General features: G+C 48.2%; 17 protein-coding genes, 1 rRNA gene and 1 pseudogene. 1 reads left to right on the forward strand and 18 read right to left on the reverse strand.

Going from position 1 to position 22,559, the window contains the following annotated elements; all coding sequences use genetic code 11:
* The 3 genes and pseudogenes from L5L97_RS11300 to L5L97_RS11310 all read right to left on the reverse strand — a co-directional run.
* Nucleotides 1-345 (reverse strand): 16S ribosomal RNA (locus tag L5L97_RS11300); the annotation flags it as partial.
* Between the two features lie 751 nt (nucleotides 346-1,096).
* A pseudogene (secA, locus tag L5L97_RS11305) lies at nucleotides 1,097-3,753 on the reverse strand (preprotein translocase subunit SecA).
* Nucleotides 3,754-3,813: 60 nt separating this feature from the next.
* Nucleotides 3,814-4,713 carry a M23 family metallopeptidase gene (locus L5L97_RS11310; protein ID WP_105251201.1) on the reverse strand — a complete coding sequence of 300 codons (900 nt, stop codon included), beginning with the start codon at nucleotides 4,711-4,713 and terminating at the stop codon, nucleotides 3,814-3,816.
* A 27-nt stretch (nucleotides 4,714-4,740) separates the two neighbouring features.
* Between L5L97_RS11310 and L5L97_RS11315 the strand changes: the two genes are divergently transcribed.
* On the forward strand, nucleotides 4,741-5,187 hold the full coding sequence (locus L5L97_RS11315; RefSeq protein WP_106648311.1) for a DUF721 domain-containing protein: 447 nt from the start codon (nucleotides 4,741-4,743) through the stop codon (nucleotides 5,185-5,187).
* Nucleotides 5,188-5,199: 12 nt separating this feature from the next.
* On the opposite strand, the gene lpxC is transcribed toward L5L97_RS11315, so the two are convergent.
* The 15 genes from lpxC to mraZ form a co-directional block, all read right to left on the reverse strand.
* On the reverse strand, nucleotides 5,200-6,120 hold the full coding sequence (lpxC, locus tag L5L97_RS11320) for a UDP-3-O-acyl-N-acetylglucosamine deacetylase (RefSeq protein ID WP_198572582.1): 921 nt from the start codon (nucleotides 6,118-6,120) through the stop codon (nucleotides 5,200-5,202).
* A gap of 182 nt (nucleotides 6,121-6,302) precedes the next feature.
* Nucleotides 6,303-7,490: a cell division protein FtsZ gene (gene ftsZ / locus L5L97_RS11325; RefSeq protein ID WP_106648312.1), complete on the reverse strand. Its 1,188-nt coding sequence runs from the start codon at nucleotides 7,488-7,490 to the stop codon at nucleotides 6,303-6,305.
* A 33-nt stretch (nucleotides 7,491-7,523) separates the two neighbouring features.
* A complete protein-coding gene (gene ftsA / locus L5L97_RS11330; protein ID WP_006079897.1) occupies nucleotides 7,524-8,759 on the reverse strand; it encodes a cell division protein FtsA in 1,236 nt (411 codons plus the stop codon).
* Nucleotides 8,740-9,489 carry a cell division protein FtsQ/DivIB gene (locus tag L5L97_RS11335; protein WP_168826587.1) on the reverse strand — a complete coding sequence of 250 codons (750 nt, stop codon included), beginning with the start codon at nucleotides 9,487-9,489 and terminating at the stop codon, nucleotides 8,740-8,742. Before L5L97_RS11335 ends, ftsA begins: the two co-directional genes overlap by 20 nt.
* Nucleotides 9,490-9,640: 151 nt before the next feature.
* Nucleotides 9,641-11,107: a UDP-N-acetylmuramate--L-alanine ligase gene (murC, locus tag L5L97_RS11340; RefSeq protein ID WP_173247341.1), complete on the reverse strand. Its 1,467-nt coding sequence runs from the start codon at nucleotides 11,105-11,107 to the stop codon at nucleotides 9,641-9,643.
* A 2-nt stretch (nucleotides 11,108-11,109) separates the two neighbouring features.
* On the reverse strand, nucleotides 11,110-12,198 hold the full coding sequence (gene murG / locus L5L97_RS11345) for an undecaprenyldiphospho-muramoylpentapeptide beta-N-acetylglucosaminyltransferase (RefSeq protein ID WP_263182142.1): 1,089 nt from the start codon (nucleotides 12,196-12,198) through the stop codon (nucleotides 11,110-11,112).
* Complete coding sequence (gene ftsW, locus L5L97_RS11350) at nucleotides 12,198-13,409, reverse strand: cell division protein FtsW (RefSeq protein ID WP_113941076.1); 1,212 nt, start codon at nucleotides 13,407-13,409, stop codon at nucleotides 12,198-12,200. Before ftsW ends, murG begins: the two co-directional genes overlap by 1 nt.
* Nucleotides 13,399-14,718, reverse strand: a complete 1,320-nt coding sequence (gene murD, locus L5L97_RS11355; protein WP_131525724.1) for a UDP-N-acetylmuramoyl-L-alanine--D-glutamate ligase — start codon at nucleotides 14,716-14,718, stop codon at nucleotides 13,399-13,401. The genes ftsW and murD overlap by 11 nt, the downstream gene beginning before the upstream one ends.
* 6 nt (nucleotides 14,719-14,724) lie before the next feature.
* Complete coding sequence (mraY, locus tag L5L97_RS11360) at nucleotides 14,725-15,807, reverse strand: phospho-N-acetylmuramoyl-pentapeptide-transferase (RefSeq protein ID WP_006079891.1); 1,083 nt, start codon at nucleotides 15,805-15,807, stop codon at nucleotides 14,725-14,727.
* On the reverse strand, nucleotides 15,808-17,190 hold the full coding sequence (locus L5L97_RS11365; RefSeq protein WP_263182011.1) for a UDP-N-acetylmuramoyl-tripeptide--D-alanyl-D-alanine ligase: 1,383 nt from the start codon (nucleotides 17,188-17,190) through the stop codon (nucleotides 15,808-15,810).
* Between the two features lie 156 nt (nucleotides 17,191-17,346).
* Nucleotides 17,347-18,849, reverse strand: a complete 1,503-nt coding sequence (gene murE / locus L5L97_RS11370; RefSeq protein ID WP_263182013.1) for a UDP-N-acetylmuramoyl-L-alanyl-D-glutamate--2,6-diaminopimelate ligase — start codon at nucleotides 18,847-18,849, stop codon at nucleotides 17,347-17,349.
* Entirely contained in the window at nucleotides 18,846-20,600 is a 1,755-nt protein-coding gene (locus tag L5L97_RS11375) for a penicillin-binding transpeptidase domain-containing protein (protein WP_105251191.1), read from the reverse strand. Before L5L97_RS11375 ends, murE begins: the two co-directional genes overlap by 4 nt.
* A gap of 13 nt (nucleotides 20,601-20,613) precedes the next feature.
* The gene (gene ftsL, locus L5L97_RS11380) at nucleotides 20,614-20,928 is read right to left on the reverse strand and encodes a cell division protein FtsL (protein WP_105251190.1); all 315 of its coding nucleotides are present in this window, start codon (nucleotides 20,926-20,928) and stop codon (nucleotides 20,614-20,616) included.
* Between the two features lie 10 nt (nucleotides 20,929-20,938).
* Complete coding sequence (gene rsmH / locus L5L97_RS11385; RefSeq protein WP_263182015.1) at nucleotides 20,939-21,880, reverse strand: 16S rRNA (cytosine(1402)-N(4))-methyltransferase RsmH; 942 nt, start codon at nucleotides 21,878-21,880, stop codon at nucleotides 20,939-20,941.
* A gap of 31 nt (nucleotides 21,881-21,911) precedes the next feature.
* Nucleotides 21,912-22,370, reverse strand: a complete 459-nt coding sequence (gene mraZ / locus L5L97_RS11390; protein ID WP_105251188.1) for a division/cell wall cluster transcriptional repressor MraZ — start codon at nucleotides 22,368-22,370, stop codon at nucleotides 21,912-21,914.
* Nucleotides 22,371-22,559: the final 189 nt, after the last annotated feature.

Raw genomic sequence — 22,559 nt, forward strand, 5'->3', positions numbered from 1 at the left:
GTAGGAGTCTGGGCCGTGTCTCAGTCCCAGTGTGGCTGATCATCCTCTCAGAACAGCTAGGGATCGTCGCCTTGGTGAGCCATTACCTCACCAACTAGCTAATCCCACCTAGGTTCATCCAATCGCGGAAGGCCCGAAGGTCCCCTCCTTTCCCCCGTAGGGCGTATGCGGTATTAGCAGTCGTTTCCAACTGTTATCCCCCTCGACTGGGCAGATCCCTAGGCATTACTCACCCGTCCGCCGCTCGCCRCCTCAGGAGTAAACTCCCTTGYGCTGCCGCTCGACTTGCATGTGTTAGGCCTGCCGCCAGCGTTCAATCTGAGCCATGATCAAACTCTTCAATTAAAGTTTTTTTGCTTCCGTCTTGCGACTTCAGCGGCTCAATGAATTCTGATTTTTGTTCCCACTTAAAAGCAGAAACAAACTGTACATATTGCTATGAACACTCATTGTTACATTGATTTAAATTTTTGACTGCCAACCCAAAGGTTAAGCAGTTTCGATTAACTCAACACCTGTGAGTGTCCACACAGATTTGCTTGATAAATTGTTAAAGAGCGTTGACCACACACTGAGTTTTCAGCGGGTCAGGGCTGCGTATTCTACGCATTCCCGTTAGTGCGTCAAGTAGTTTTTTCAACTTTCTCAACACTCATCGTTTAGCTCGCTAACCGATGAACTGCTTGGCTTTCTTTGCTTAACTTGCGTTACGCTGTCTGCCGTGTCAGTGGATGCGCATTATAGGGAGATTGAGAAAGTCCGCAAGGGCTTTTTTGAGAAAAATGGATCTTTTTTTAATACTTTCAGTTAGTCACACAATACCCCCACTTTATCCTCAGACTTATCCACAAAATGGGTTTTAACGGTTAAATTTGCTACAGCGGCGGGTTAACTTTAGTGGCTATAGATAAGAGTGAAATGATGTTCAATGGGGAATAACGACGATTAGCTATATAAAGAAGAGTAAGAATGTAATCCGGATGACACGAGAGTAAGCGCTAGGCTTATTAAAGAGGAAATAAAAAGGCAACTTAAATAAGTTGCCTTTAGTGTACGTTTTATTCTACTTATTCAGTAGGCTTAATCTGTCAGCAGATTAACTTAACTTGCCGTGACATTGTTTGTACTTACGACCAGAGCCACAAGGACAAGGATCGTTGCGACCCACTTTGTCACCATCACGGATCATAGGTGCTTGCGCAGTGACAGCTTCATGCTCATCATCACCGCCAACAAGCGACTCTGCCGCTGCGTGTTGATAGTCGCGCTGGATCTTGGCATCTTCTTCACGACGACGCGCTTCCATTTCTTCCACATCTGACTGAGCTTGCACTTGTACTTTCGACAGCACACTGATGACGTCGTGTTTCAAGGTGTTCAGCAGTTGTTGGAATAACTCAAACGACTCACGCTTATATTCTTGCTTTGGATTCTTCTGCGCGTAACCACGTAAGTGGATACCTTGACGCAGATGGTCCATCGCCGCTAAGTGTTCTTTCCACAGACCATCGAGCGTTTGCAGCATAACGGCTTTCTCGAACTGGCGTAGCACTTGTGCGCCAACCATTTCTTCTTTTGCCTTATACGCATCGCCCCAAGCAGTGATAATACGCTCACGTAGACTCTCTTCATGCAGATCGTCTTCTTTATCTAACCATTCTTGGATAGGTAATTTGAGCATAAATTCTTGGTGTAGACGTTGCTCTAAACCCGGGATATCCCACAACTCTTCTACTGATTGCGGCGGAATATATTGATCGATTACCGCGCCAATTACATCGTCTTGGATGTTTTGGATAGTATCTTCAATACTTTCCGCATCCATCAACTCATTGCGCTGGGCGTAAACCACTTGGCGTTGATCGTTAGCGACGTCATCAAATTCGAGTAATTGCTTACGGATATCGAAGTTACGGGCTTCAACTTTACGTTGAGCGTTTTCAATTGCGCGAGACACCCATGGATGCTCGATCGCTTCGCCTTCTTCCATACCCAGCTTTTTCATCATGCCAGAGACACGATCCGAGGCGAAGATACGCATTAAGCTATCTTCCATCGACAGGTAGAAGCGTGATGAACCCGCGTCACCTTGACGACCCGCACGACCACGTAACTGGTTATCGATACGGCGTGATTCGTGACGTTCTGTGCCTAGGATATGTAAACCACCCGCAGCAACGACTTCATCATGACGAATTTGCCAATCGGCTTTGATCTTAGCTTTTTGCTCTGCTGTTGGATTATCGAGTTCATCGATTTCCATGTTCCAGTTGCCGCCAAGCACGATATCGGTACCACGACCTGCCATGTTCGTCGCAATAGTCACAGAGCCAGTACGGCCAGCTTGCGCGACGATTTCAGCTTCTCGTTCGTGGAATTTAGCATTTAAAACTTCGTGCGGGATCTTTTCCTGCACCATTAAGCGCGCTAACAGTTCAGACTGTTCGATTGATACTGTACCCACCAATACTGGCTGACCACGTTCACGGCAATCTTTAATGTCTTTAATGATCGCTTGATATTTTTCATCGGCGGTCAAATAAACTAAATCCATTCAAACGCTTCAGTGTCAGCTGTACCTGTCATACCTGCCAGCTTCTCGTATTGACGGAAGTAGTTCTGGAAAGTGATCGAAGCTAATGTTTGGTTTTCGTTTTGAATGTGTACGCCTTCTTTGGCTTCGACAGCTTGATGTAAGCCTTCTGACCAACGACGACCTGGCATAGTACGACCCGTGTGTTCATCGACTATGATGACTTCGTTGTCTTGTACTATGTAATCCACATCACGTTCAAACAGCGTGTGCGCACGAAGCGCCGCGTTGACGTGGTGTAACAGGGAAATATTAGCTGCAGAATAGAGTGAGTCGCCTTCGGCTAACATGCCGCGCTCGATCAACAGGTTTTCTACTTTTTCTTGACCACGTTCGGTAAAATGCACTTGTTTGGCTTTTTCATCGATGCTGTAGTCGCCCTCACCCACAAACTCTTCCGTATCTTCTTTATCTTGACGGATAAGATTAGGGATCAGGGTGTTGATCTTGATGTATAGCTCAGAGCTATCTTCGGCAGCGCCAGAAATGATCAGCGGCGTACGCGCTTCGTCGATTAAGATTGAATCCACTTCATCGATTAGGGCGTAATGCAACGGACGTTGAACCCGTTCTTGCGGTGAAAACGCCATGTTATCGCGCAGATAATCGAAACCAAACTCGTTGTTGGTCCCGTAAGTGATATCGGCGTTATACGCAGATTTCTTCTCATGTTGGCCAATGCCTGCGACGTTGATTCCTACGGTTAAACCAAGGAACTCAAACAGTGGGCGGTTATTCTCGGCATCACGACGTGCCAAGTAATCGTTCACTGTAATCACGTGGACGCCTTTGCCTGTCAATGCGTTTAAGTAGGCGGGTAAGGTTGCCGTTAAGGTTTTACCTTCACCCGTACGCATTTCAGCAATACGGTTGCTGTCGAGTACCATACCGCCGAGTAACTGTACGTCGAAATGACGCATATCAAATACACGCTTAGACGCTTCACGCACTGTAGCAAAGGCTTCAGCCATGATGCTATCTAATGAAGCTCCAGCAGCTAAACGCTCACGGAACTCTGCGGTTTTCGCCTTTAATGCTTCATCGGTTAATTTTTCATAATCAGCTTCTAATGCGTTAATGCTAATAACGATCTTTTGAAGCCCTTTAAGGGTGCGGTCGTTGCGACTACCAAATACTTTTGTCAGTAATTTACCAAACATCTGAATCACTTATTCTCTGTAGGCCAAGTCCATGATGGAAACTAGAAGCCAATGTTTCAATTAACTTGCTTTGCGGTAGACAAACTTTTGTGGATCTATCTGCTGTCCGCCGCGCAACACTTCATAATGCACATGAGCCCCAGTTGAGCGCCCAGTGCTTCCCATACTGGCGATAGCATCGCCTTTTGCGACCACATCACCTACAGTCACTGACAAAGCTTTATTATGGCCATAACGCGTATGCAAACCGTTACCATGGTCGATTTCAACCAATTCGCCATAACCGAACATATTTCCAGCAAAAGTCACCACGCCTGCAGCAGTCGCAACAACTTTAGCTCCTTCTCGACCGGTAAAATCAATCCCCTTATGCACAGACCTGCGACCGTTGAAAGGGTCATTACGTAATCCGTAGGGCGACGATAACCAACCTTTATCGAGCGGGATACCTGATATATAACGTTCATCATCTATATGGTGGTTAGATGACACTGTTTCAAGTAGTGAAAGCTGAACATTATTATTGTCAATTCGTGATGCCAACTTATCCATATCGTCGATAAGCTGTCCGAGCTCGATGTTAGTGCCTAGTTCGCTCAAACCACCCACACCAACCTCGGATGAAAAATCAAAATCTTCATCCAACTTATTCTGCTGAGCGACCTGTTGACCTAAAGCTTCGAGACGGGTGATCTTGGCTTGCATACGTGCAACATGAGTCACAAGCATAGCCAGTTGAGACTCAGTAGCACTTTTAAGCTCTAAGACTTGTTTCTTTTGCTGTTCGCGCACGAGACGATCGTTATCGACACTGGCTTGCTGATCTTGAAATCGAGCGGAGTTGTGTTGATAAATACCGGACCCAGTGGCCAACAATAGTATTGGAAGTAGCAACCAGCGTTTACTGGGCTGCCAGCGTGTGACGCCATTCCGACCTTGAATAAATACTGTTACACTCATAGCCTAATTCAGCCATCTTATTATCATATGAAAAAGCCCCCTCAAGATCTCAGCCAATTACTGCATCAATCGGGAAAATTACCCGACCTTGCTGAGAAAGCGGAACTACTTATGTATCTGGATCAGCATGTGAAGCAGATTATTGCAGGTCCTGTTGCGGAGCAACTAAAAGTCGCTAATTTCCGCCAGGGTGTTCTTGTGGTTGAAACCACTTCGGCAGCCTGGGCTGCGCGAATTAATTTCCAAAAGCCGAAGCTATTAACCCAGCTTCAAGCAGAAACGCTCCCAATCCTTACCGCAATTGAAGTTAAAGTCAACCCGAGATTAGCAATGTATGACGCAAAGCCTAAACAGGGACATAAAGAATTAAGCCCAGCAGCAGCGGAGCACATTGCAGCATTAGCGGAAAATATTGGCGGTTCACTGGGTGAAAAACTAAAACGGCTGGCCTCATTGGCCAGCCGTAATAAATAATCTTACCGCTTTTTAAGCAAATACAGCGCCACCTGGTACGGTAAAGCTGACGGGGACATCGGCTTCTTTTTCGAAGCTGACCAACTCCCACGCATCTTGTTGCGCGAGTAAAGCACGCACCAATTGGTTGTTCAACGCATGACCAGTTTTATACGCAGTGAACTCACCTAAAATAGCGTGCCCAGCTACATATAAATCACCAAACGCATCTAGAATTTTGTGCTTAACAAATTCGTCCTCATAACGCAGGCCGTCGGGATTAAGGACGCGATATTCATCAAGTACAACAGCGTTTTCCATGCTGCCGCCCAACGCTAGGTTGTTGGCTCGCAAATATTCGATATCACGCATAAACCCAAAAGTACGGGCGCGGCTGATATCTTTCACGAAAGCAGAAGTTGAAAAGTCCATCACCACATGCTGTTGGCTACGAGCGATTTCTGGGTGCGCAAAATCAATTTTAAAATTGACTCTAAAACCTTTAAACGGTTTTAACTCGGCCCATTTATCGCCATCTTCAACGCGCACAGTGCGCTTAATCTTTAAATACTTCTTAGGCGCGGCCTGCTCTTTAATACCAGCAGACTGCAACAAGAAGACGAATGGGCTTGCACTGCCATCCATAATAGGAATTTCAGGCGCGTCCACTTCGATTACAGCGTTATCTATGCCTAAACCCGCAAGTGCTGCAAATAAATGCTCAATGGTCGAGATACGAATACCTTCGTCATTGACAAGTGCCGTACACATAGTGGTTTCACGAACTTGCTCCGCCTTCGCTGGAATGGCGACGGCAGGACTCAAATCGGTGCGCACGAGTACGATCCCTGAATTAACGGGCGCGGGCATAATGCTCAAAGTGACCTTGTTGCCAGAATGCAATCCGACACCAGTTGTTTTCACCATTTTCTGAACAGTTCGTTGAAATATCATTCAGTTACCCGTTTATATGCCAATTATAAAGCCTAATATTTGTACACTCAGCGTCGGCAAATCGAGCCGCACTGGTTCAACATAATAACATAACTTTATTATGTCACACAAATGCAGCTATGTTGTGGTATTGCCCAAAACGAACAACACCTCACATATTACGCTGGACTCAAACGCTCTCGCTAGTCGGCTTGCTTACGCAAAAATGCTGGAATATCAAGATAATCCAATTCATGCTTTGTCGATGGTGCAGGCGTAGGAGCTGGCTGCGGAGCCGCTGGCAACACGTTGCCTTTTGGCGCTGCATAGTTCACATGTGCAGCTTCTTCGACATAAGCTTCGACTTTTGGTTCAACAACTACAGGCTCTGGACGAGGTGCAGGTTTAGAAACCAATTGGATATCTGGACGCTTTTCAGCACCAATACCAGTCGCAACAACCGTTACACGCAACTCATCACTCATTTCTGGGTCGATGACAGCACCAACCACGACAGTTGCGTTGTCAGAGGCGTAAGCCTTAACGTGGTTACCAACCGTTTCGAATTCTTCGATACTCATGTCCATACCCGCAGTAATGTTAACTAACACACCACGCGCACCGGCTAAGTCGATGTCTTCTAATAATGGGCTGGCAACAGCAGCTTCGGCCGCTTCTTCAGCACGGTCTTCACCACGAGCAACGCCAGTACCCATCATGGCATTACCCATTTCAGACATCACAGTCTTCACGTCGGCGAAGTCGACGTTAATCAGACCAGGACGAGTGATAAGCTCGGCAATACCTTGTACCGCCCCAAGTAACACGTTATTCGCTGCGGCGAACGCATCGAGTAAAGAAGTACCACGGCCCAATACTTTTAATAATTTTTCGTTCGGGATCGTGATTAACGAATCCACGTGCTTAGCCAGCTCAGCAATACCTTGCTCAGCGTAAGCCATACGTTTTTTCCCTTCGAATGGGAAAGGCTTAGTCACAACCGCAACGGTCAGAATACCTTCTTCACGTGCGATTTGAGCCACAACAGGTGCAGCACCTGTACCTGTACCACCGCCCATACCGGCAGCGATAAAGATCATGTCAGAACCTTTGATTGCCGCGCGAATGTTTTCGCGGTCTTCTTCAGCAGCAGCACGACCCACATCTGGGTTTGCCCCTGCTCCAAGACCTTTAGTGACATCGCGTCCTAATTGAATTGTTGAGCCAGCGCCTGATTTTCTCAGGGCCTGAGCGTCTGTATTGGTAACGATAAACTCAACACCTTCAATGTTGTGTTTGACCATATGTTCGACAGCGTTACCGCCGCCGCCGCCAACGCCGATGACTTTAATCACCGCGTCGTCTGAGTGAGTATCCATGATCTCAAACATTGTCTGATCTCCGTGTTGCCTGCGTTATGAAAATTAAAATTCGCCCTTAAACCAGCTTTGGACCCGATTCCAAGCGCTAGTTACCCCTTGGCGCTCAGGACGTTCGAACTGACGTTCGATCACCCGTCGTGCGCCGTAATGAAGCAGTCCGACTCCTGTGGAGTAAATAGACTGGTCCACGTATTCATATAAACCTTTGATCGGTAGCGGTGACGCTACGCGAACTGGCATGCCAAAAGTCGCTTCCGCAATATCGACCACACCTTGAATCGACGCTGTGCCACCTGTGAGCACAATACCTGCGGCGATTTGATCTTCTAACCCACTGTCTTTCAACTCTTTAAGCACAAGCTCAAACAGCTCTTGGTATCTTGGTTCTACCACTTCGGCGAGCGTGTGACGTGACATGCTACGCGATGGACGACCACCTACCGATGGCACTTCAATACTGTCTTCGCGGCTCACCATAGAACTGCGCGCACAGGCGAACTGCACTTTAATTTGTTCAGCATGTGACGATGGCGTGCGGAAAATCTTCGCAATGTCGTTCGTCACTTGGTTACCAGCAACCGGTACAACCGCACAATGACGCAAGGCGCCATTGGTATATACCGCGATATCCGTGGTGCCACCGCCGATATCGACGATACACACACCTAAATCTTTCTCATCGAAGGTCAACACAGCATCGGCTGAAGCAATCCCAGAGAACACTAAGTCGTCGACCTTAAGGCCACAACGCTCAACGCTCTTAGTAATATTCTTCGCCATATCATTGGCGCAGGTCACTATGTGTACCTTGGCCTCCATACGCATACCGGACATACCGATTGGGCTGCGAATACCGTCTTGAACGTCGATTGCATATTCCTGCGGCAGCACGTGTAAAATGCGACGTTCGGTCGGGATCTTCACCGAGCGAGCCGTATGGATCACGTTATCAACATCTTCCTGTGTCACTTCTTCATCGTTGATCGATACCATGCCGTTTTCATTTTGGCAGGCGATGTGTTTACCCGAAATACTCAAGTAAACCGATGACACTTGGCAATCCGCCATTAATTCCGCTTGATCGAGCGCACGTTGCACACTGCGAACTATCGAATCTAAATCGTTCACGCCACCTTTATCCATACCCCTTGAGGGATGGTTACCAAGGCCGACTATGCTAATTTCGCCATCGGGCAGAACTTCGCCTATGATCACTGCGACCTTAGAGGTTCCTATGTCCAATCCGACGATAAGGTTTCTATCTTGGTTTTTGATCATTAATTATCGGCTCTCTTGTTTGTGCATCGCCCCAGCCTACGGCCAACCCTGTGTCGTAGCGCAAATCTACTCTGGCAACGGATTTCTCTTGTTTCGCCAAAACCGGATAAACAGTAATAAATCGTTGTATCCGTGCAATTTTATCTTCTCGACCCAAATCTAAAACGATACCGTTTCCAAGGGTCGCGTGCCACGCATGTCGTGGCGTTAAATTCAAACTGGCTAAGGTAAAGCCATTAATCTTTAGTAGGGAGTTGATCTGTGCATAGACTGTCAACACCTCAAGGCCCATATCATTTGGTCCAGATAATTGCGGTAAATGCTCAAGCTCTGGGTGCGATGGCGCTTCGAATACTTCTCCATGCACGTTCAACCACAAGTCACCATTCCAATGGGCTGCGGGTTGTTGCTCTTGCAAATACACCCTGAGTTTCGCTGGCCACTCGCGCCTTACCGATGCGCGATACACCCAAGGTAAAGCTTCTAACGCCTGCTGCACTAAGGTAATGTCAGCACTAAAAAAACTGCGCTGCATTAAATGCTGTAGTGCTACTTGTATATCTTTATCTGTGGTGTAAACCCGCTCACCTTTGATGGCAACGGCCTCAATCGGCAAGTTGCTGGCATCATTCAAAAATTTATGTAACTGATAGCCACCAAATACAAAACTGGCTACGATGAAGAATAAAAAGCCAGCCCCGCTCCATTGATACCAATTAAACCGTGACATTCTTGCCCGCCAGTGCCGCCTCTTATCACTCCAAGACACGCTTCATCCCACCTTTAACGACACCCATTAAAAACCACAGAAAACCGGCCATTATATAGACCAAAATCCTTTGGTCAAAATTTCCTTTTTCTCGCAGATCAAGCGCTAAAGATCAGCTTGCTTGCGCAGGTAACTCCACCACAGCAAACCCTAATCCAGACGACGCTAACTGTCGCGACAGGGCGCCAATATTACCCGCACCTTGGGTGAGTAATAAATCCCCGTCCTGCAATACATCGGGCAACACTTCTGCAAGCAGATCTGGGCTTGCGATAAAGATCGGATCTAGCTGACCACGCAAGCGAATTGAACGACATAATGCGCGACCATCCGCACCTGTGATCGGCGCTTCCCCCGCACTGTAAATATCGAGTAACAATAAGCAATCCACTTGCGATAACACTTCCACAAAATCCTCATACAAATCACGGGTACGAGTGTATCTGTGCGGCTGATACGCCATGACCAAACGCCTATCAGGCCATCCTGCACGCGCAGCTTTAATGGTCGCCGCAACTTCGCTGGGATGATGACCATAATCATCCACTAACATGACTTCGCCCTTCGGCGTGGCGAATTTGCCTAAATGCTGGAAACGACGCCCTATACCTTGGAACTCCACTAAAGCCTGAGTAATCGCGTTATCGTCGATTTCATCTTCAGTCGCCACCGCAATGGCCGCTAACGCATTGAGCACATTATGTTGGCCCGGTAAATTCAACACCAGATCGAGATCTTCTTTAGCTTTACGTCTGACAGTAAAACGGCACTGATGACCTTGCTGGCTAAAATTAAGTGCTTGCACGTCCGCATCGTCACTGAAACCATAGGTCACGTGTTTACGGCCAATACGCGGCAGAATCTCACGCACGACGGCATCATCAATGCACACCACAGCGACACCGTAGAACGGCAAGTTGTGTAGAAAATCCACAAAAGTCGATTTCAGTTTTTCAAAATCACCGCCATAAGTATCCATATGATCAGCTTCGATGTTGGTCACCACACTGACCATAGGCTGCAAATGCAAAAAGCTCGCATCACTCTCATCGGCTTCGGCAATCAAATAACGGCTGGTGCCTAATCTGGCATTGGTACCGGCACTGTTAAGCAAGCCACCAATCACAAAGGTTGGGTCCCGCCCAGCTTGACCATAAACGCTGGCGATAAGACTCGTTGTCGTGGTTTTACCATGGGTGCCCGCAATCGCCACACCATGTCGATAACGCATCAACTCGGCTAACATCTCAGCACGACGCACAATAGGAATACGTAATTCTTTAGCGGCAAGGATTTCTGGATTTTCCAGATTAATCGCGGTTGATACGACGACCACATCCACTTGCTGCACGTTTTCAGCGGCATGACCAATTTGGATCTTGGCACCGAGTAAACACAATCTGTCGGTCACGGCATTTTGCGCAATATCCGAACCACTCACCTGATAGCCTTCGTTCACTAACACTTCGGCGATCCCGCCCATGCCCGCGCCGCCAATGCCGACGAAGTGAATACGCTTAATACGGCGCATTTCTGGGATCATACTTCTCAGTTGTGCGTATCTTTCTGTCTTAGTCATGCTTATCCTTTCTCAGCAAGGCTGATGCACACTGCGGCAACTTGTTCAGTCGCATCCAGTACCGCAACGTCTCTCGCTCTTTGGCCCATACGGGCTAATTCTGTTCTGTCATTGGCGAGCAACTGTAATTTGTTCGCCAGTTTATTCACGTCCAAGATGGCCTGTGGCAATAGGAAAGCTGCGCCAACCTCAACCAATACTTGAGCGTTACGGGTTTGATGATCATCCACTGCATGGGGATAAGGTACCAGAATACTCGGTAGCCCCACCGCCGCTAACTCAGACACAGTCAAGGCGCCAGCTCGGCACAATACCACATCAGCCCAGCGATAGGCGGCTTCCATATCGTCGATAAACTCAGCGATATTCACGCCACCATCTTGTCCTTGTTGCTGATATGCCGCCTTCACGCCCGTAAGATTATCTTTTCCCACTTGATGCCAAACCGTCACTGACTGCTGCTGACTCAGTATCGCGACAGCTTCAGGCATCAGATCGTTAAAGACTTTGGCGCCAAGGCTACCGCCGACAACTAATACTTTTAAGGCTTCATCAGCCTCTGGCTTTGGTTCTGCACCTAAGGCAATCAGTTCTTGGCGAATCGGATTACCAACAACCTTGGCCTTCACTGTGGTAAAGGTATTTTTAAAGGCACATAACACTTGCGTCGCAATCCGCGACAACAACTTGTTCGTCATCCCTGGGATGGCATTTTGCTCATGTAGTACCAATGGAATACCGGCTAATCTTGCCGCCACACCACCTGGGCCACTGGCGAATCCGCCCATGCCAAGGACCACATCGGGTTTAAACTCAGCAATCACGGCCTTAGCCTGCAATATTGAGCGCACCACTTTAAAGGGCGCCGCGAGTTTTCGGATCAAACCATTACCGCGCACACCTTTGATATCAATGAAATCAATATCAAATCCATACTGGGGCACTAAACGCGCCTCCATACGATCGGCCGTGCCTAACCAACGCACTTGCCAACCCTGTTGAGCTAAATACTTAGCCACCGCCAGTGCCGGGAACACATGTCCTCCCGTACCACCCGCCATGACTAAAATACGTTTTCCTGTTGGAGTCATCACTTCAATCTCCCTTGCACGGCCTGAACTAATGTCATACGCCGCTCGTAATCAATGCGCAGCAACATCATCGCTGCCGCAGTCATGACCCATAAACTACTACCACCGTAACTGATAAAAGGTAATGTCAGCCCTTTGGTTGGCAACATGCCGATACTCGCGCCGACATTCACCACAGTCTGGAAACAAATCCAAATACCGATGGCATAACCTAAATAACCTTCAAATGGCTTATCCATGGCTAAACACAAATTACCTAAACGAATCGATCTCAGCGCCACAAATAGCAGTACAGATAACACGGCAATAATGCCGATAAAGCCCAATTCTTCCCCGATCACGGCAAAGATAAAGTCTGTGTGCGCTTCGGGTAAATATTCTAATTTTTGAATACTATTACCTAGCCCTTGGCCAAACCAATCGCCGCGACCATAGGCCATCAAAGATTGAGTCAACTGGTAACCGCTACCGAAGGGATCTTGCCAAGGATCCATAAAGGAGGTCACTCGGCGGATACGATACGGTTCCAATAGCACTAGGGCCACAAACGCCAATACGCCCGCAAAAATCAAGGCAAAGAAATCGAGTAAACGCGCACCGGCTAAAAACAATAAACCAACCGTTCCAACAAATAGCACCACCACAGTACCTAAGTCGGGCTGCATCAAAATCAGCACAGCATAAATCGCAAATACTGCAATCGGCTTATAGAAGCCTTTAGCATTCTCGCGCACTTCCTGATGACGCCTCACTAAGTAACCCGCCATATAGATGGCGAAGGCAAATTTAGCGACTTCCGCCACCTGGATGCGAATAGGGCCTATGGATAACCAACGCGTCGCACCGTTTACCGTAGTACCAACTACCAATACAGCTAACAACATCAAACCCACAATCAACAACAACATGGGGCTCCAGCGCTGCCAAGTCTGCATCTCTACTCTTAGCACAAATGCCGCAATGAATAAGCAACCCACTAAATAACCCACATGGCGAGTCATAAAATAAAATGGGTTCCCCGTGAGCGTTTGCGCTTCAGGCATAGAGGCTGACATCACCATTACAAAGCCGAAGCTAATCAAAGACAACACAGCCGCGAGCAAAGCACGGTCGTACAATTGCACGCCCGGGACTTCGGTATCACGTTGCCAATTGGGTATTGCTAAACGCAAACGCCCAAATAGGCTAAGTTGTCTTGCATCACTCGCCATTAAGTTGTCCCACGAGGTTTCTAAAATCATCACCTCGAGCCATGAAGTTACTGTACATATCTAAACTGGCGCAGGCTGGCGATAATAAAACGATATCACCAGAGGTTGCCAATTCAGCGGCTTTCGCTACCGCAGCAGCCATAGTGTCGACTCTTATCGAGCCGTCTTTCAATGCAGCAATCTTTTTACCATCGCGGCCTAAGGTGATGAGGTGTGTAACTTTAGCTAAAGCCACAGCTAAAGGCTTAAAATCAGCCCCTTTACCGTCACCGCCAGCAATCAAAATAATATCGCCTAAGTGGTCACTCAAGCCATCGAGCGCGGCGACTGTAGCACCGACGTTTGTCGCTTTAGAGTCATTGACATAGGTCACGCCATTCTTAACACCAACCACTTCACAGCGATGGGATAAGCCAGTAAAAGTACGCGCCACTTTTGCCATAACGTGCTTATCGACACCCACGACATCCACAAGCGCCATCGCCGCAAGTAGGTTGGCATGGTTATGGCTGCCAATCAGCGACACTTCAGTGATCGGCATTATTTCGCTGCTGCCGTGATAAATCTTGCTGTCGCTGATGCCCCATTCGTCCGCTTCTGGCGCCGCTAAACCAAAACTGTTTTGGTTCATTGGTTCTGGCGGTACGGTCAGTTTATCGTCACGATTAAAAAGTACGGCACGGGTTTGTTTGTATAAACGTAATTTAGCCTCGCGGTAGGCATCAATGTCGCTGTATCTGTCCATGTGGTCTTCGCTGATATTCAAACAGGTCGCCACCACACACTTAAGACTGTGAGTGGTTTCCAATTGAAAGCTCGACAACTCAAGCACAAATAAGTCCGCATTTTCATGCAGTAAATCCAGCGCAGGCACACCGATATTACCTCCGACGGCAACAGCAATACCCGCTTCCCTTGCCATCTCGCCCACCAGCGTAGTGACGGTCGATTTTCCGTTAGAGCCAGTAATGCCAATCACACAAGGTTTACGGTCAGCAATCTCACGGGCAAATAGCTCCACATCGCCAATCACCTCAATGCCCATATCCACAGCGGCACGCACCTCTGGGGTATAAGTGGCAATGCCTGGACTGATAATGATCTGCGTCGCTTGCACAAGATAACGGCAATCGAATCCGCCAGAAATCAGCTTCACATCAGGAAAAGACGTCGCTAACGTTTCGGCGCCCGGAGGCTGCCGACGACTGTCCATCACCAATGGCGTAATGCCCTTTCCACACAAATAGCGCACCACGGACAAGCCCGTGGCCCCCAAACCTAACACTATGTGTGAATACTGATTTTGCATAACCAATTACCTTAACTTCAACGTGGCTAAGCCAAGTAAGACGAGGAATATCGAGATAATCCAAAAACGCACTATCACTCGAGGTTCAGGCCAACCTTTTAACTCATAGTGATGGTGGATAGGCGCCATGCGGAAAATACGCTGGCCGCGTAACTTGTACGAACCCACCTGCAGAATGACTGACAGGGTTTCCATCACGAACACGCCGCCCATAATCACTAACAAAATTTCTTGGCGAACAAGCACTGCGATCGTGCCCAGTGCAGCACCTAATGACAGTGAACCCACATCGCCCATGAAGACTTGCGCAGGGTAAGTGTTGAACCACAAAAAGCCCAGACCCGCACCGACAATGGCGGTACAGACAATCACAAGCTCACCAGAACCGGGTAAATGCGGAATATGTAAGTAGTTCGCAAACTGAGCGTGACCCGACAAATAAGCGATCAACGCAAACGCCGCCGCGACCATTACCGTCGGCATAATCGCCAAACCATCGAGGCCATCGGTTAAGTTCACCGCATTACTCGAACCCACTATCGTGAAGTATGCCAATACGATAAATACGGCGCCGAGTTGCGGCATCACGTCTTTAAAGAAAGGCACCACTAATTGGGTTTCACCTGGATTGGCCGCCGTGGCATACAGGAAAAAAGCAATGAGCAGCGCAGCCAAAGACTGCAGAATGTACTTCCAGCGCGCGATCAAACCTTTAGTGTCTTTACGCACCACTTTGCGGTAATCGTCGATAAAGCCGATCAAACCGAAACTGCCGAGCACAAACAACATCACCCACACATAGCGGCTACCGAGATCGCCCCACAGCAACACACTGATGAAGATAGCGGCCAATATCAGCAAGCCACCCATAGTCGGCGTGCCACGCTTACTAAAATGTGATTCTGGACCATCGTTACGCACAACCTGACCAATTTGCAGTAACTGCAAACGTTCAATCAGTTTAGGGCCAAACCATAAGCTAAAAACCAATGCGGTCAATAAGCCTAAAATGGCTCGAAATGTCACATAGGAAAACACGTTAAACCCGGTATGAAAACGGGTTAAATACTCGGCCAGATATACCAGCATTTACACTAACTCCCCACGCCCGAAGGCTACTGTTAGGCCATCCACGACCCGCTCCATGGCGGCGCTACGTGAACCTTTAACGAGAACCGTTACCTGTCCCGGCAACTGGTTTATATGCTTTATAAGTTTTTCTACTAACGTCGCCACACTGTCATAGTGCTCCGCACCGAAAGCTTGGCTCGTGTGCTGACTTAAAGTTCCAGTACAAAACAAGGCATCAATCCCCTGTTGCTTGGCCTGTTGCCCTAGTTCAGCGTGTAAAAGGGGCGCATTGTCGCCTAATTCTCCTAAATCTCCCAGTACCAGACAGCGATTTTCAGAAATTTCCTTTAACCAAGCGATTGCCGCCCCAACGGACACAGGATTCGCGTTATAGCTATCGTCGATTAGACGAACGCGCCCCAATTGACTCGGCTGCATACGTCCTTTCACTGGCGTTAATTGGCTCAAGCCTTCAGATATTTCAGTCAAACTCAATCCCAAAGCAATACAAACACTTGCAGCGGCGAGTGCATTACTCACCTGATGACGACCCGCCAACGGCAATACCACTTGGCAAGATTCACCTAAATAATTGAGCATAAAACGATAGCAACCATCCGCATTAGTCTTATGGCCTGTCGCTATCACGTCGATATGACGTTTAGCGGCACCATCTTGCTGGGAGAAGCTCAGTTGCTTATAAGGTCTTGCCTTAACGCTCATAAAATCAGCGAAGGCATCATCGGCATTGATGATGGCAGTGCCATCGGCCTGCAGATGATTAAAAATTTCTGACTTCGCCTGTGCGACACCCGCTTGCGATCCAAATCCTTCTAAATGGGCGCTGCCGACGTTATTCACCAGCGCGACGTTTGGACGCACGAGTCCCGAGGTGTAATCGATTTCACCTTTATGGTTAGCGCCGAGCTCGAATATCCCAAACTCATCCTCTGGCGTTAAACGCAGCAAAGTGAGCGGCACACCAATCTCATTATTAAAATTGCCAGCGGTATAGAGGATTTGATGCTTAGCCGACAGAATGGTCGCAATCATTTCCTTCACGCTGGTTTTGCCGTTTGAGCCAGTCAAAGCAACACAAATCGGATTGATCTGGTCACGAACATAAGCACCAATCGCACCCATAGCCTTTTGACAATCAGCCACAATGATCTGCGGGATATCAAAAGCTAACTCACGCTCAACCATTAACGCCGCGGCGCCGTTCGCAATAGCTGTAGCTGCGAAATCATGGCCGTCAAAGCGCTCACCCTTTAAGGCAACAAACAGGGTTGCAGCGCCGATTTTGCGGCTATCACTGCTTAAATCTTGGATGGTGACGTCGTCACCAACTCGATACACGCCTAAGTGTTGACTTAGGGCCTCGAGAGAAAGTGGGATCATCTTGATTGCTCCAATGACCGATGTGCCAATACACATCCATCATAGTGTTGACTTAGAGTCTCGAGTGAAAGAGGGATCATCTTGATTGCTCCAATGACCGGTGTGCCAATACACATCCATCATAATGTTGACTTAGGGTCCCGAGAGAAAGAGGGATCATCTTGATTGCTCCGATAACTGGCGTGCCAGGGCGCGTTCATCATAGTCATGACGCACACCTGCCGCCTCTTGGTAAGTTTCGTGGCCCTTGCCCGCCAGCAAGATCACATCGCCAGGTTTAGCCAATGCCACAACCTCTTTAATTGCTGTGATACGGTCAACCTGAGTCAATGCCTGCTCTGGTGTTGCAAGCCCTTGGATAATATCGGTAATAATTTGCGCGGGGTCTTCACTGCGCGCATTGTCGCTGGTCACCATAATGCGGTCGGCAAACTGTTCAGCAGCTTGGCCCATCAAAGGACGCTTGCCCTTATCACGGTCGCCGCCACAACCAAACACGCACCATAAATCACCAGCACAATGGCGACGTAGCGCGTTTAACGCTTGTTCGATCGCATCGGGTGTATGGGCATAATCGACCACTAAGGTGATGTTATCCGCAGTAGTGAAACGCTCCATACGACCTGCAACGGGCGTTAAATATTGCACCTGCTCGGCTAACGCTTTCATATCAAAACCTTGCAGATACAAGGCCGATAACGCCGCGAGTAAATTAGAGAGATTAAAGGCACCAAGAAGTGGCGAGTGGATTTGAGTCTCGCCCTCGGGCCACACTAAGGTTGCACTGACACCTTGATCGTCAAACTTGGCATTTTTGGTATAAAAAGCCGCACCTTGATGACCTTCAATACTAAAACCCCAAATCTGCGCAGGCGCAGGCTTAAGCTCAGTCAACCAAGACGCGCCAACTGCATCATCGAGATTCAATAAACCGTGACCTAAAGTGCTGAAACGAAATAGGCTTTGTTTAGCGGCGGCATAGCTTTCCATATCGCCGTGGTAATCGAGGTGATCGCGCGTCAGATTAGTGAACACGGCAACATCAAATGGTACTGCGTCGACGCGGCCTTGCACTAAGCCGTGGCTCGACACTTCCATGGCGCAGACGTTCGCGCCTTGGGCTTCAAACTCATGCAACTGACGCATTAAGGTAATCGCATCGGCTGTGGTGTTACCACTATCAACAAGCTCGCCCCAGAGACCATTGCCAAGGGTGCCCATGACGGCGGCTTTGCGCCCCAATGAAGTCACCAGTTGTGCAATGAGTTGACTCGTAGAGGTTTTACCGTTAGTTCCAGTAATACCGATAACCCCAAGGGATGGCATAACGGCAGACTTGTGCGCTAAGGGATAACGCTGGGCGGCAATTGCCGATACCTGACGACTTAACTGAAAGAAATAAATCTGCACACCGTGCTCGGCATTATCGCCCAGCAACACTTTGCCATGTTGGTCAGCATCATCCGTGTGAACTATTACGCCTGCGGCACCTAAATCTAAGGCTTTTTCAATAAACTGTCTGCCATCGACCTTATGTCCTGGCAGCGCCAAAAACACATCGCCGCTACGTATTGCGCGGCTATCTAAGGTCAGATCATTGAAGGACTGCGCGCCAGCATAATGTAGCCAAGGCGCTAGCAAATCCCGTAATAACATCATTCTGCTCTCCCAGCGGCGATTCCCGCCAATTGCACTTGTTCTTTATCGGTAATGGGTTCAACGTTTAACATTTGCAGTGCGCCAGACATGACTTTGGCAAATGCAGGCCCCGCCACTGAACCACCATAATAGAGATCGCCCTTAGGCTCATTCACTACCACCACTATCGCTAATCTAGGATTATTCGCAGGCGCAACACCCGCAAATAAAGCAACATAATCATCACCATAACCACCAGCAACTGCCTTACGACTTGTGCCAGACTTACCTGCAACTGGATAACCGTCGATGTGCGCTAAGGTGCCAGTGCCGCCTTTTTCCGTTACACCGACCAGCATTTGCATTACATCGTGGGCCACATTTTCAGAAATGACTCGCTCACCGACAGGTGGCTTTTTCAGTTTCATTATCGAGACAGGGAACAAAGTACCGCCATTGCCTAAGGTGGCGTACATGCGCGCAAGTTGAAGTGTTGTTGCCGTTAAGCCGTAACCAAACGACAAGGTGGCACGTTCAAAGTCTGACCAACGGTGGCGATCTTGAATCAAGCCAGCGCTTTCACCCGTGAGGTTAATTCCCGAAAAGCTGCCAAGTCCCATGGATTGATAAGTACCGAGCAGTTGCTGCACCGGAATAGACAAAGCCAATTTACTGATGCCGACGTTACTGGATTTAGCCAAAATACGCGCCAAACTCATATCGCCGTAGTTCGCGGGGTCACGTACTTGGCGACCACCTAAACGCATCCAACCCGGTGAAGTGGCAATAATATCGGTCGATTTAACTGTGCCAGCTTCAAGCGCTGCGGCTACCACAAATGGCTTAATGGTCGAACCCGGCTCAAAGGTATCTGTCATAGCACGGTTACGCATTCTGAAGGTTTGCAGATTGTCGCGCGCATTGGGGTTATACGAAGGCGTATTCACCATAGCCAAGACTTCACCCGTGTGAATGTCGAGGACGACAATCGAACCCGAAGTCGCTTGGTTCATCTCAGTGGTGCGTTTTAGTTCGCGATAGGCTAATTGTTGGATCCTATGATCGATACTCAGCACGAGATCATTTGGACTCTCGCCTTCCTGCACTATATCGAGACGCTCGACGACATGACCATCGCGTGACTTACGCACTTTTTGTTTGGAAGGCGTACCTGTTAACCAACTATTATAAGCATTTTCAACACCTTCAATCCCAACATCATCTATGTTAGTGATGCCGATTAATTGAGCTGTGATTTCACCACCAGGATAATAGCGGCGAGATTCGGACTTTAGAAATACACCGGGTAATTTAAGCTGAGTAATATAGTCCGCAACCGCAGGGGTAATTTGGCGTTTCAAGTAGGTGAAGCGTTTGGTGGGGTTACTGCGCACTCGCTCTAACAAATCTTCGAGGGGCTCATGCAACACATCTGCTAAGGCTTGCCAGCGGCGCATATCGGCAAAACCATTACTATCATTGACTTGTTTTGGATCGGCCCAGACGGCTCGTACAGGTACGCTCACGGCCAACATGTCGCCATTACGGTCGGTGATCAAGCCACGCTGCACTTCACGACTAGTGGTCCGCAATGTTCGCATGTCACTTTCGTGACGTAATTTGTCAGGCTCGATAATTTGAATGTAAGCTGCGCGTCCCACTAGGCTGCAAAACAACGCACACACAAACCCGACCACTACGTATAAACGCCAGTGGATCAATTGAGGTTTTTGCGGTTTGCTTACCCGTTTGATTTTCGCTTGCCTAGTCATATCTTCCCTATACTCACGGCACCTTTACCACAACTTCTTCGCTGGGTAACGGACGACTCATGTTGAGTTCCTTAGAGGCAATACGCGTAATACGACTGTGCTCAGTCTGCGATTGCTCTTCTAATAATAAATTGCGCCACTCAATATCTAATCTATCTCGCTCCTGCAGTAACTGGTCCCACTGGGTTGTCAGTTGACGGCTAACATGGCTGCCATAAACCACGGCAACCGCATTACTCAGCACAAGCAAGGCTAATAACAAGATCCATTTATGCAGCCATAAATCATGTAAAACGATCCGTGGCAGATTAATCGAGGGCTTACTCACAGTGCGCCCCTTAGTAATCTAAACGCTCGGCAATGCGTAACACTGAGCTGCGAGCTCTGGCATTGCGTTCGATTTCTTCGTCGGATGGCATAATCACCTTGCCCACGGCACGTAACTTACGCGACTTGTTAATTTGATCTTCAGTCACCGGAAAACCGTGCGGTACACTTTCGCCTTGGCTATGACGACGAATAAAACGCTTCACGATACGATCTTCTAAAGAATGAAAACTGATGACCGACAAACGTCCTTGGGGAGCGAGCACATTGACGGCTCCTTCAAGTGCCTGATCAATTTGATCTAATTCACTATTAATATAAATGCGGATCGCTTGAAACACCCGAGTCGCAGGGTGCTTATTACGTTCTTTATTTTTAGTGATACGCGCAATTAAATCGGCTAAATCTTTGGTACGTAAAAACGGCGTTTTCTCACGATCGGCAGCAATACAACGGGCAATATGGCGGGCGTTTTTCTCTTCGCCATAGGTTTTAAATACCCAAGCCATATCTTCAATTTCGGCACGAGCCAACCATTGCGCAGCCGTTTGGCCTTGACTGTTATCCATACGCATATCGAGTGGACCATCGCGCAAAAAACTAAAACCGCGTTCAGCATCGTCTAGCTGGGGTGAAGACACACCTAAATCGAGTAATACGCCATCAATTTTGCCCACAAGCCCAAGCTCTTCGACATAATCGGCTAATTGACCAAAGCCACCATGCACGATTTGAAAGCGTGGATCGTCAGCAAATTGTTTGGCCGCTTCAATCGCTTGAGGATCACGATCGATGGCGATCAATCGACCATGTTCACCGAGTTGTTGTAATACTTGTCTTGAATGACCACCGCGGCCGAACGTGCCATCGATATAGATGCCATCGTCTTTGATGTTTAAACCGCCAACCGTTTCTGCTAGCAGTACGGATAAATGGGCAAATTCTTGACTCATTACTCTCTTCTTATTTAGTTATCACGACTCGTTAAAGTGAAAAATCCGCGAGGCGCTCATTATTAACGAGATCCTCACTTCGAATCGTTTCCTGACATTCATCAATTTGCTGCAGCCAAGATTGCTCATCCCACAGCTCAAATTTATTCAATTGCCCCACCAGCATGATGCGCTTATCTAAATTGGCATATTGCCTTAACGGTGGCGGCAGTAATATGCGCCCATTACTGTCGAGCTCCACTTCGTGGGCGTAGCCGAGTAACAGGCGTTTTAAAGATCTCTGGGTTTTATCGGTATCTGAAAGCTTCAACAACTTAGCTTCGATCAATTCCCATTCGTGAATGGGATACAAGAGTAAACAGGCGGATTGGATATCGACGGTAATCACGATGCGGCCTTGGTGCTCAAGCTGCAAAGGTTCGCGGTATCGCACTGGAATAGCGATCCGTCCCTTTGTATCTAAGTTGATAGCACTGGCTCCACGAAACACGCTAATTCATCCTATCCTTTGATTTTTGATCCACAAATATCCACTATTTCCCACAACTGCTAAGTTTAGGGACAGTCGACAAGCATTGTCAAGGGATGGGATCCTTTTATAAATCCAGTCGGCAAGCGGGTTAGCCGCATGTTGAGCACTTAACCTCGCGACAAACTTTTGACAAGAAAAACCATTAGA

It is taken from the genome of Shewanella sp. SM71 (assembly GCF_025653905.1).
GTDB lineage: Bacteria > Pseudomonadota > Gammaproteobacteria > Enterobacterales > Shewanellaceae > Shewanella > Shewanella oncorhynchi.

Bases quoted from the DNA above. Each gene is read 5' to 3' on its own strand.
- L5L97_RS11375 (WP_105251191.1), bottom strand. From the start codon at position 20,600: ATGACTAGGCAAGCGAAAATCAAACGGGTAAGCAAACCGCAAAAACCT.
- murD (WP_131525724.1), bottom strand. From the start codon at position 14,718: ATGCAAAATCAGTATTCACACATAGTGTTAGGTTTGGGGGCCACGGGC.
- ftsA (WP_006079897.1), bottom strand. From the start codon at position 8,759: ATGATCAAAAACCAAGATAGAAACCTTATCGTCGGATTGGACATAGGA.
- L5L97_RS11365 (WP_263182011.1), bottom strand. From the start codon at position 17,190: ATGATCCCACTTTCTCTCGAGGCCCTAAGTCAACACTTAGGCGTGTAT.
- murC (WP_173247341.1), bottom strand. From the start codon at position 11,107: ATGACTAAGACAGAAAGATACGCACAACTGAGAAGTATGATCCCAGAA.
- murE (WP_263182013.1), bottom strand. From the start codon at position 18,849: ATGATGTTATTACGGGATTTGCTAGCGCCTTGGCTACATTATGCTGGC.
- mraY (WP_006079891.1), bottom strand. From the start codon at position 15,807: ATGCTGGTATATCTGGCCGAGTATTTAACCCGTTTTCATACCGGGTTT.
- lpxC (WP_198572582.1), bottom strand. From the start codon at position 6,120: ATGATATTTCAACGAACTGTTCAGAAAATGGTGAAAACAACTGGTGTC.
- ftsZ (WP_106648312.1), bottom strand. From the start codon at position 7,490: ATGTTTGAGATCATGGATACTCACTCAGACGACGCGGTGATTAAAGTC.
- L5L97_RS11310 (WP_105251201.1), bottom strand. From the start codon at position 4,713: ATGAGTGTAACAGTATTTATTCAAGGTCGGAATGGCGTCACACGCTGG.
- L5L97_RS11315 (WP_106648311.1), top strand. From the start codon at position 4,741: ATGAAAAAGCCCCCTCAAGATCTCAGCCAATTACTGCATCAATCGGGA.
- L5L97_RS11335 (WP_168826587.1), bottom strand. From the start codon at position 9,489: ATGTCACGGTTTAATTGGTATCAATGGAGCGGGGCTGGCTTTTTATTC.
- rsmH (WP_263182015.1), bottom strand. From the start codon at position 21,880: ATGAGTCAAGAATTTGCCCATTTATCCGTACTGCTAGCAGAAACGGTT.
- ftsW (WP_113941076.1), bottom strand. From the start codon at position 13,409: ATGGCGAGTGATGCAAGACAACTTAGCCTATTTGGGCGTTTGCGTTTA.
- murG (WP_263182142.1), bottom strand. From the start codon at position 12,198: ATGACTCCAACAGGAAAACGTATTTTAGTCATGGCGGGTGGTACGGGA.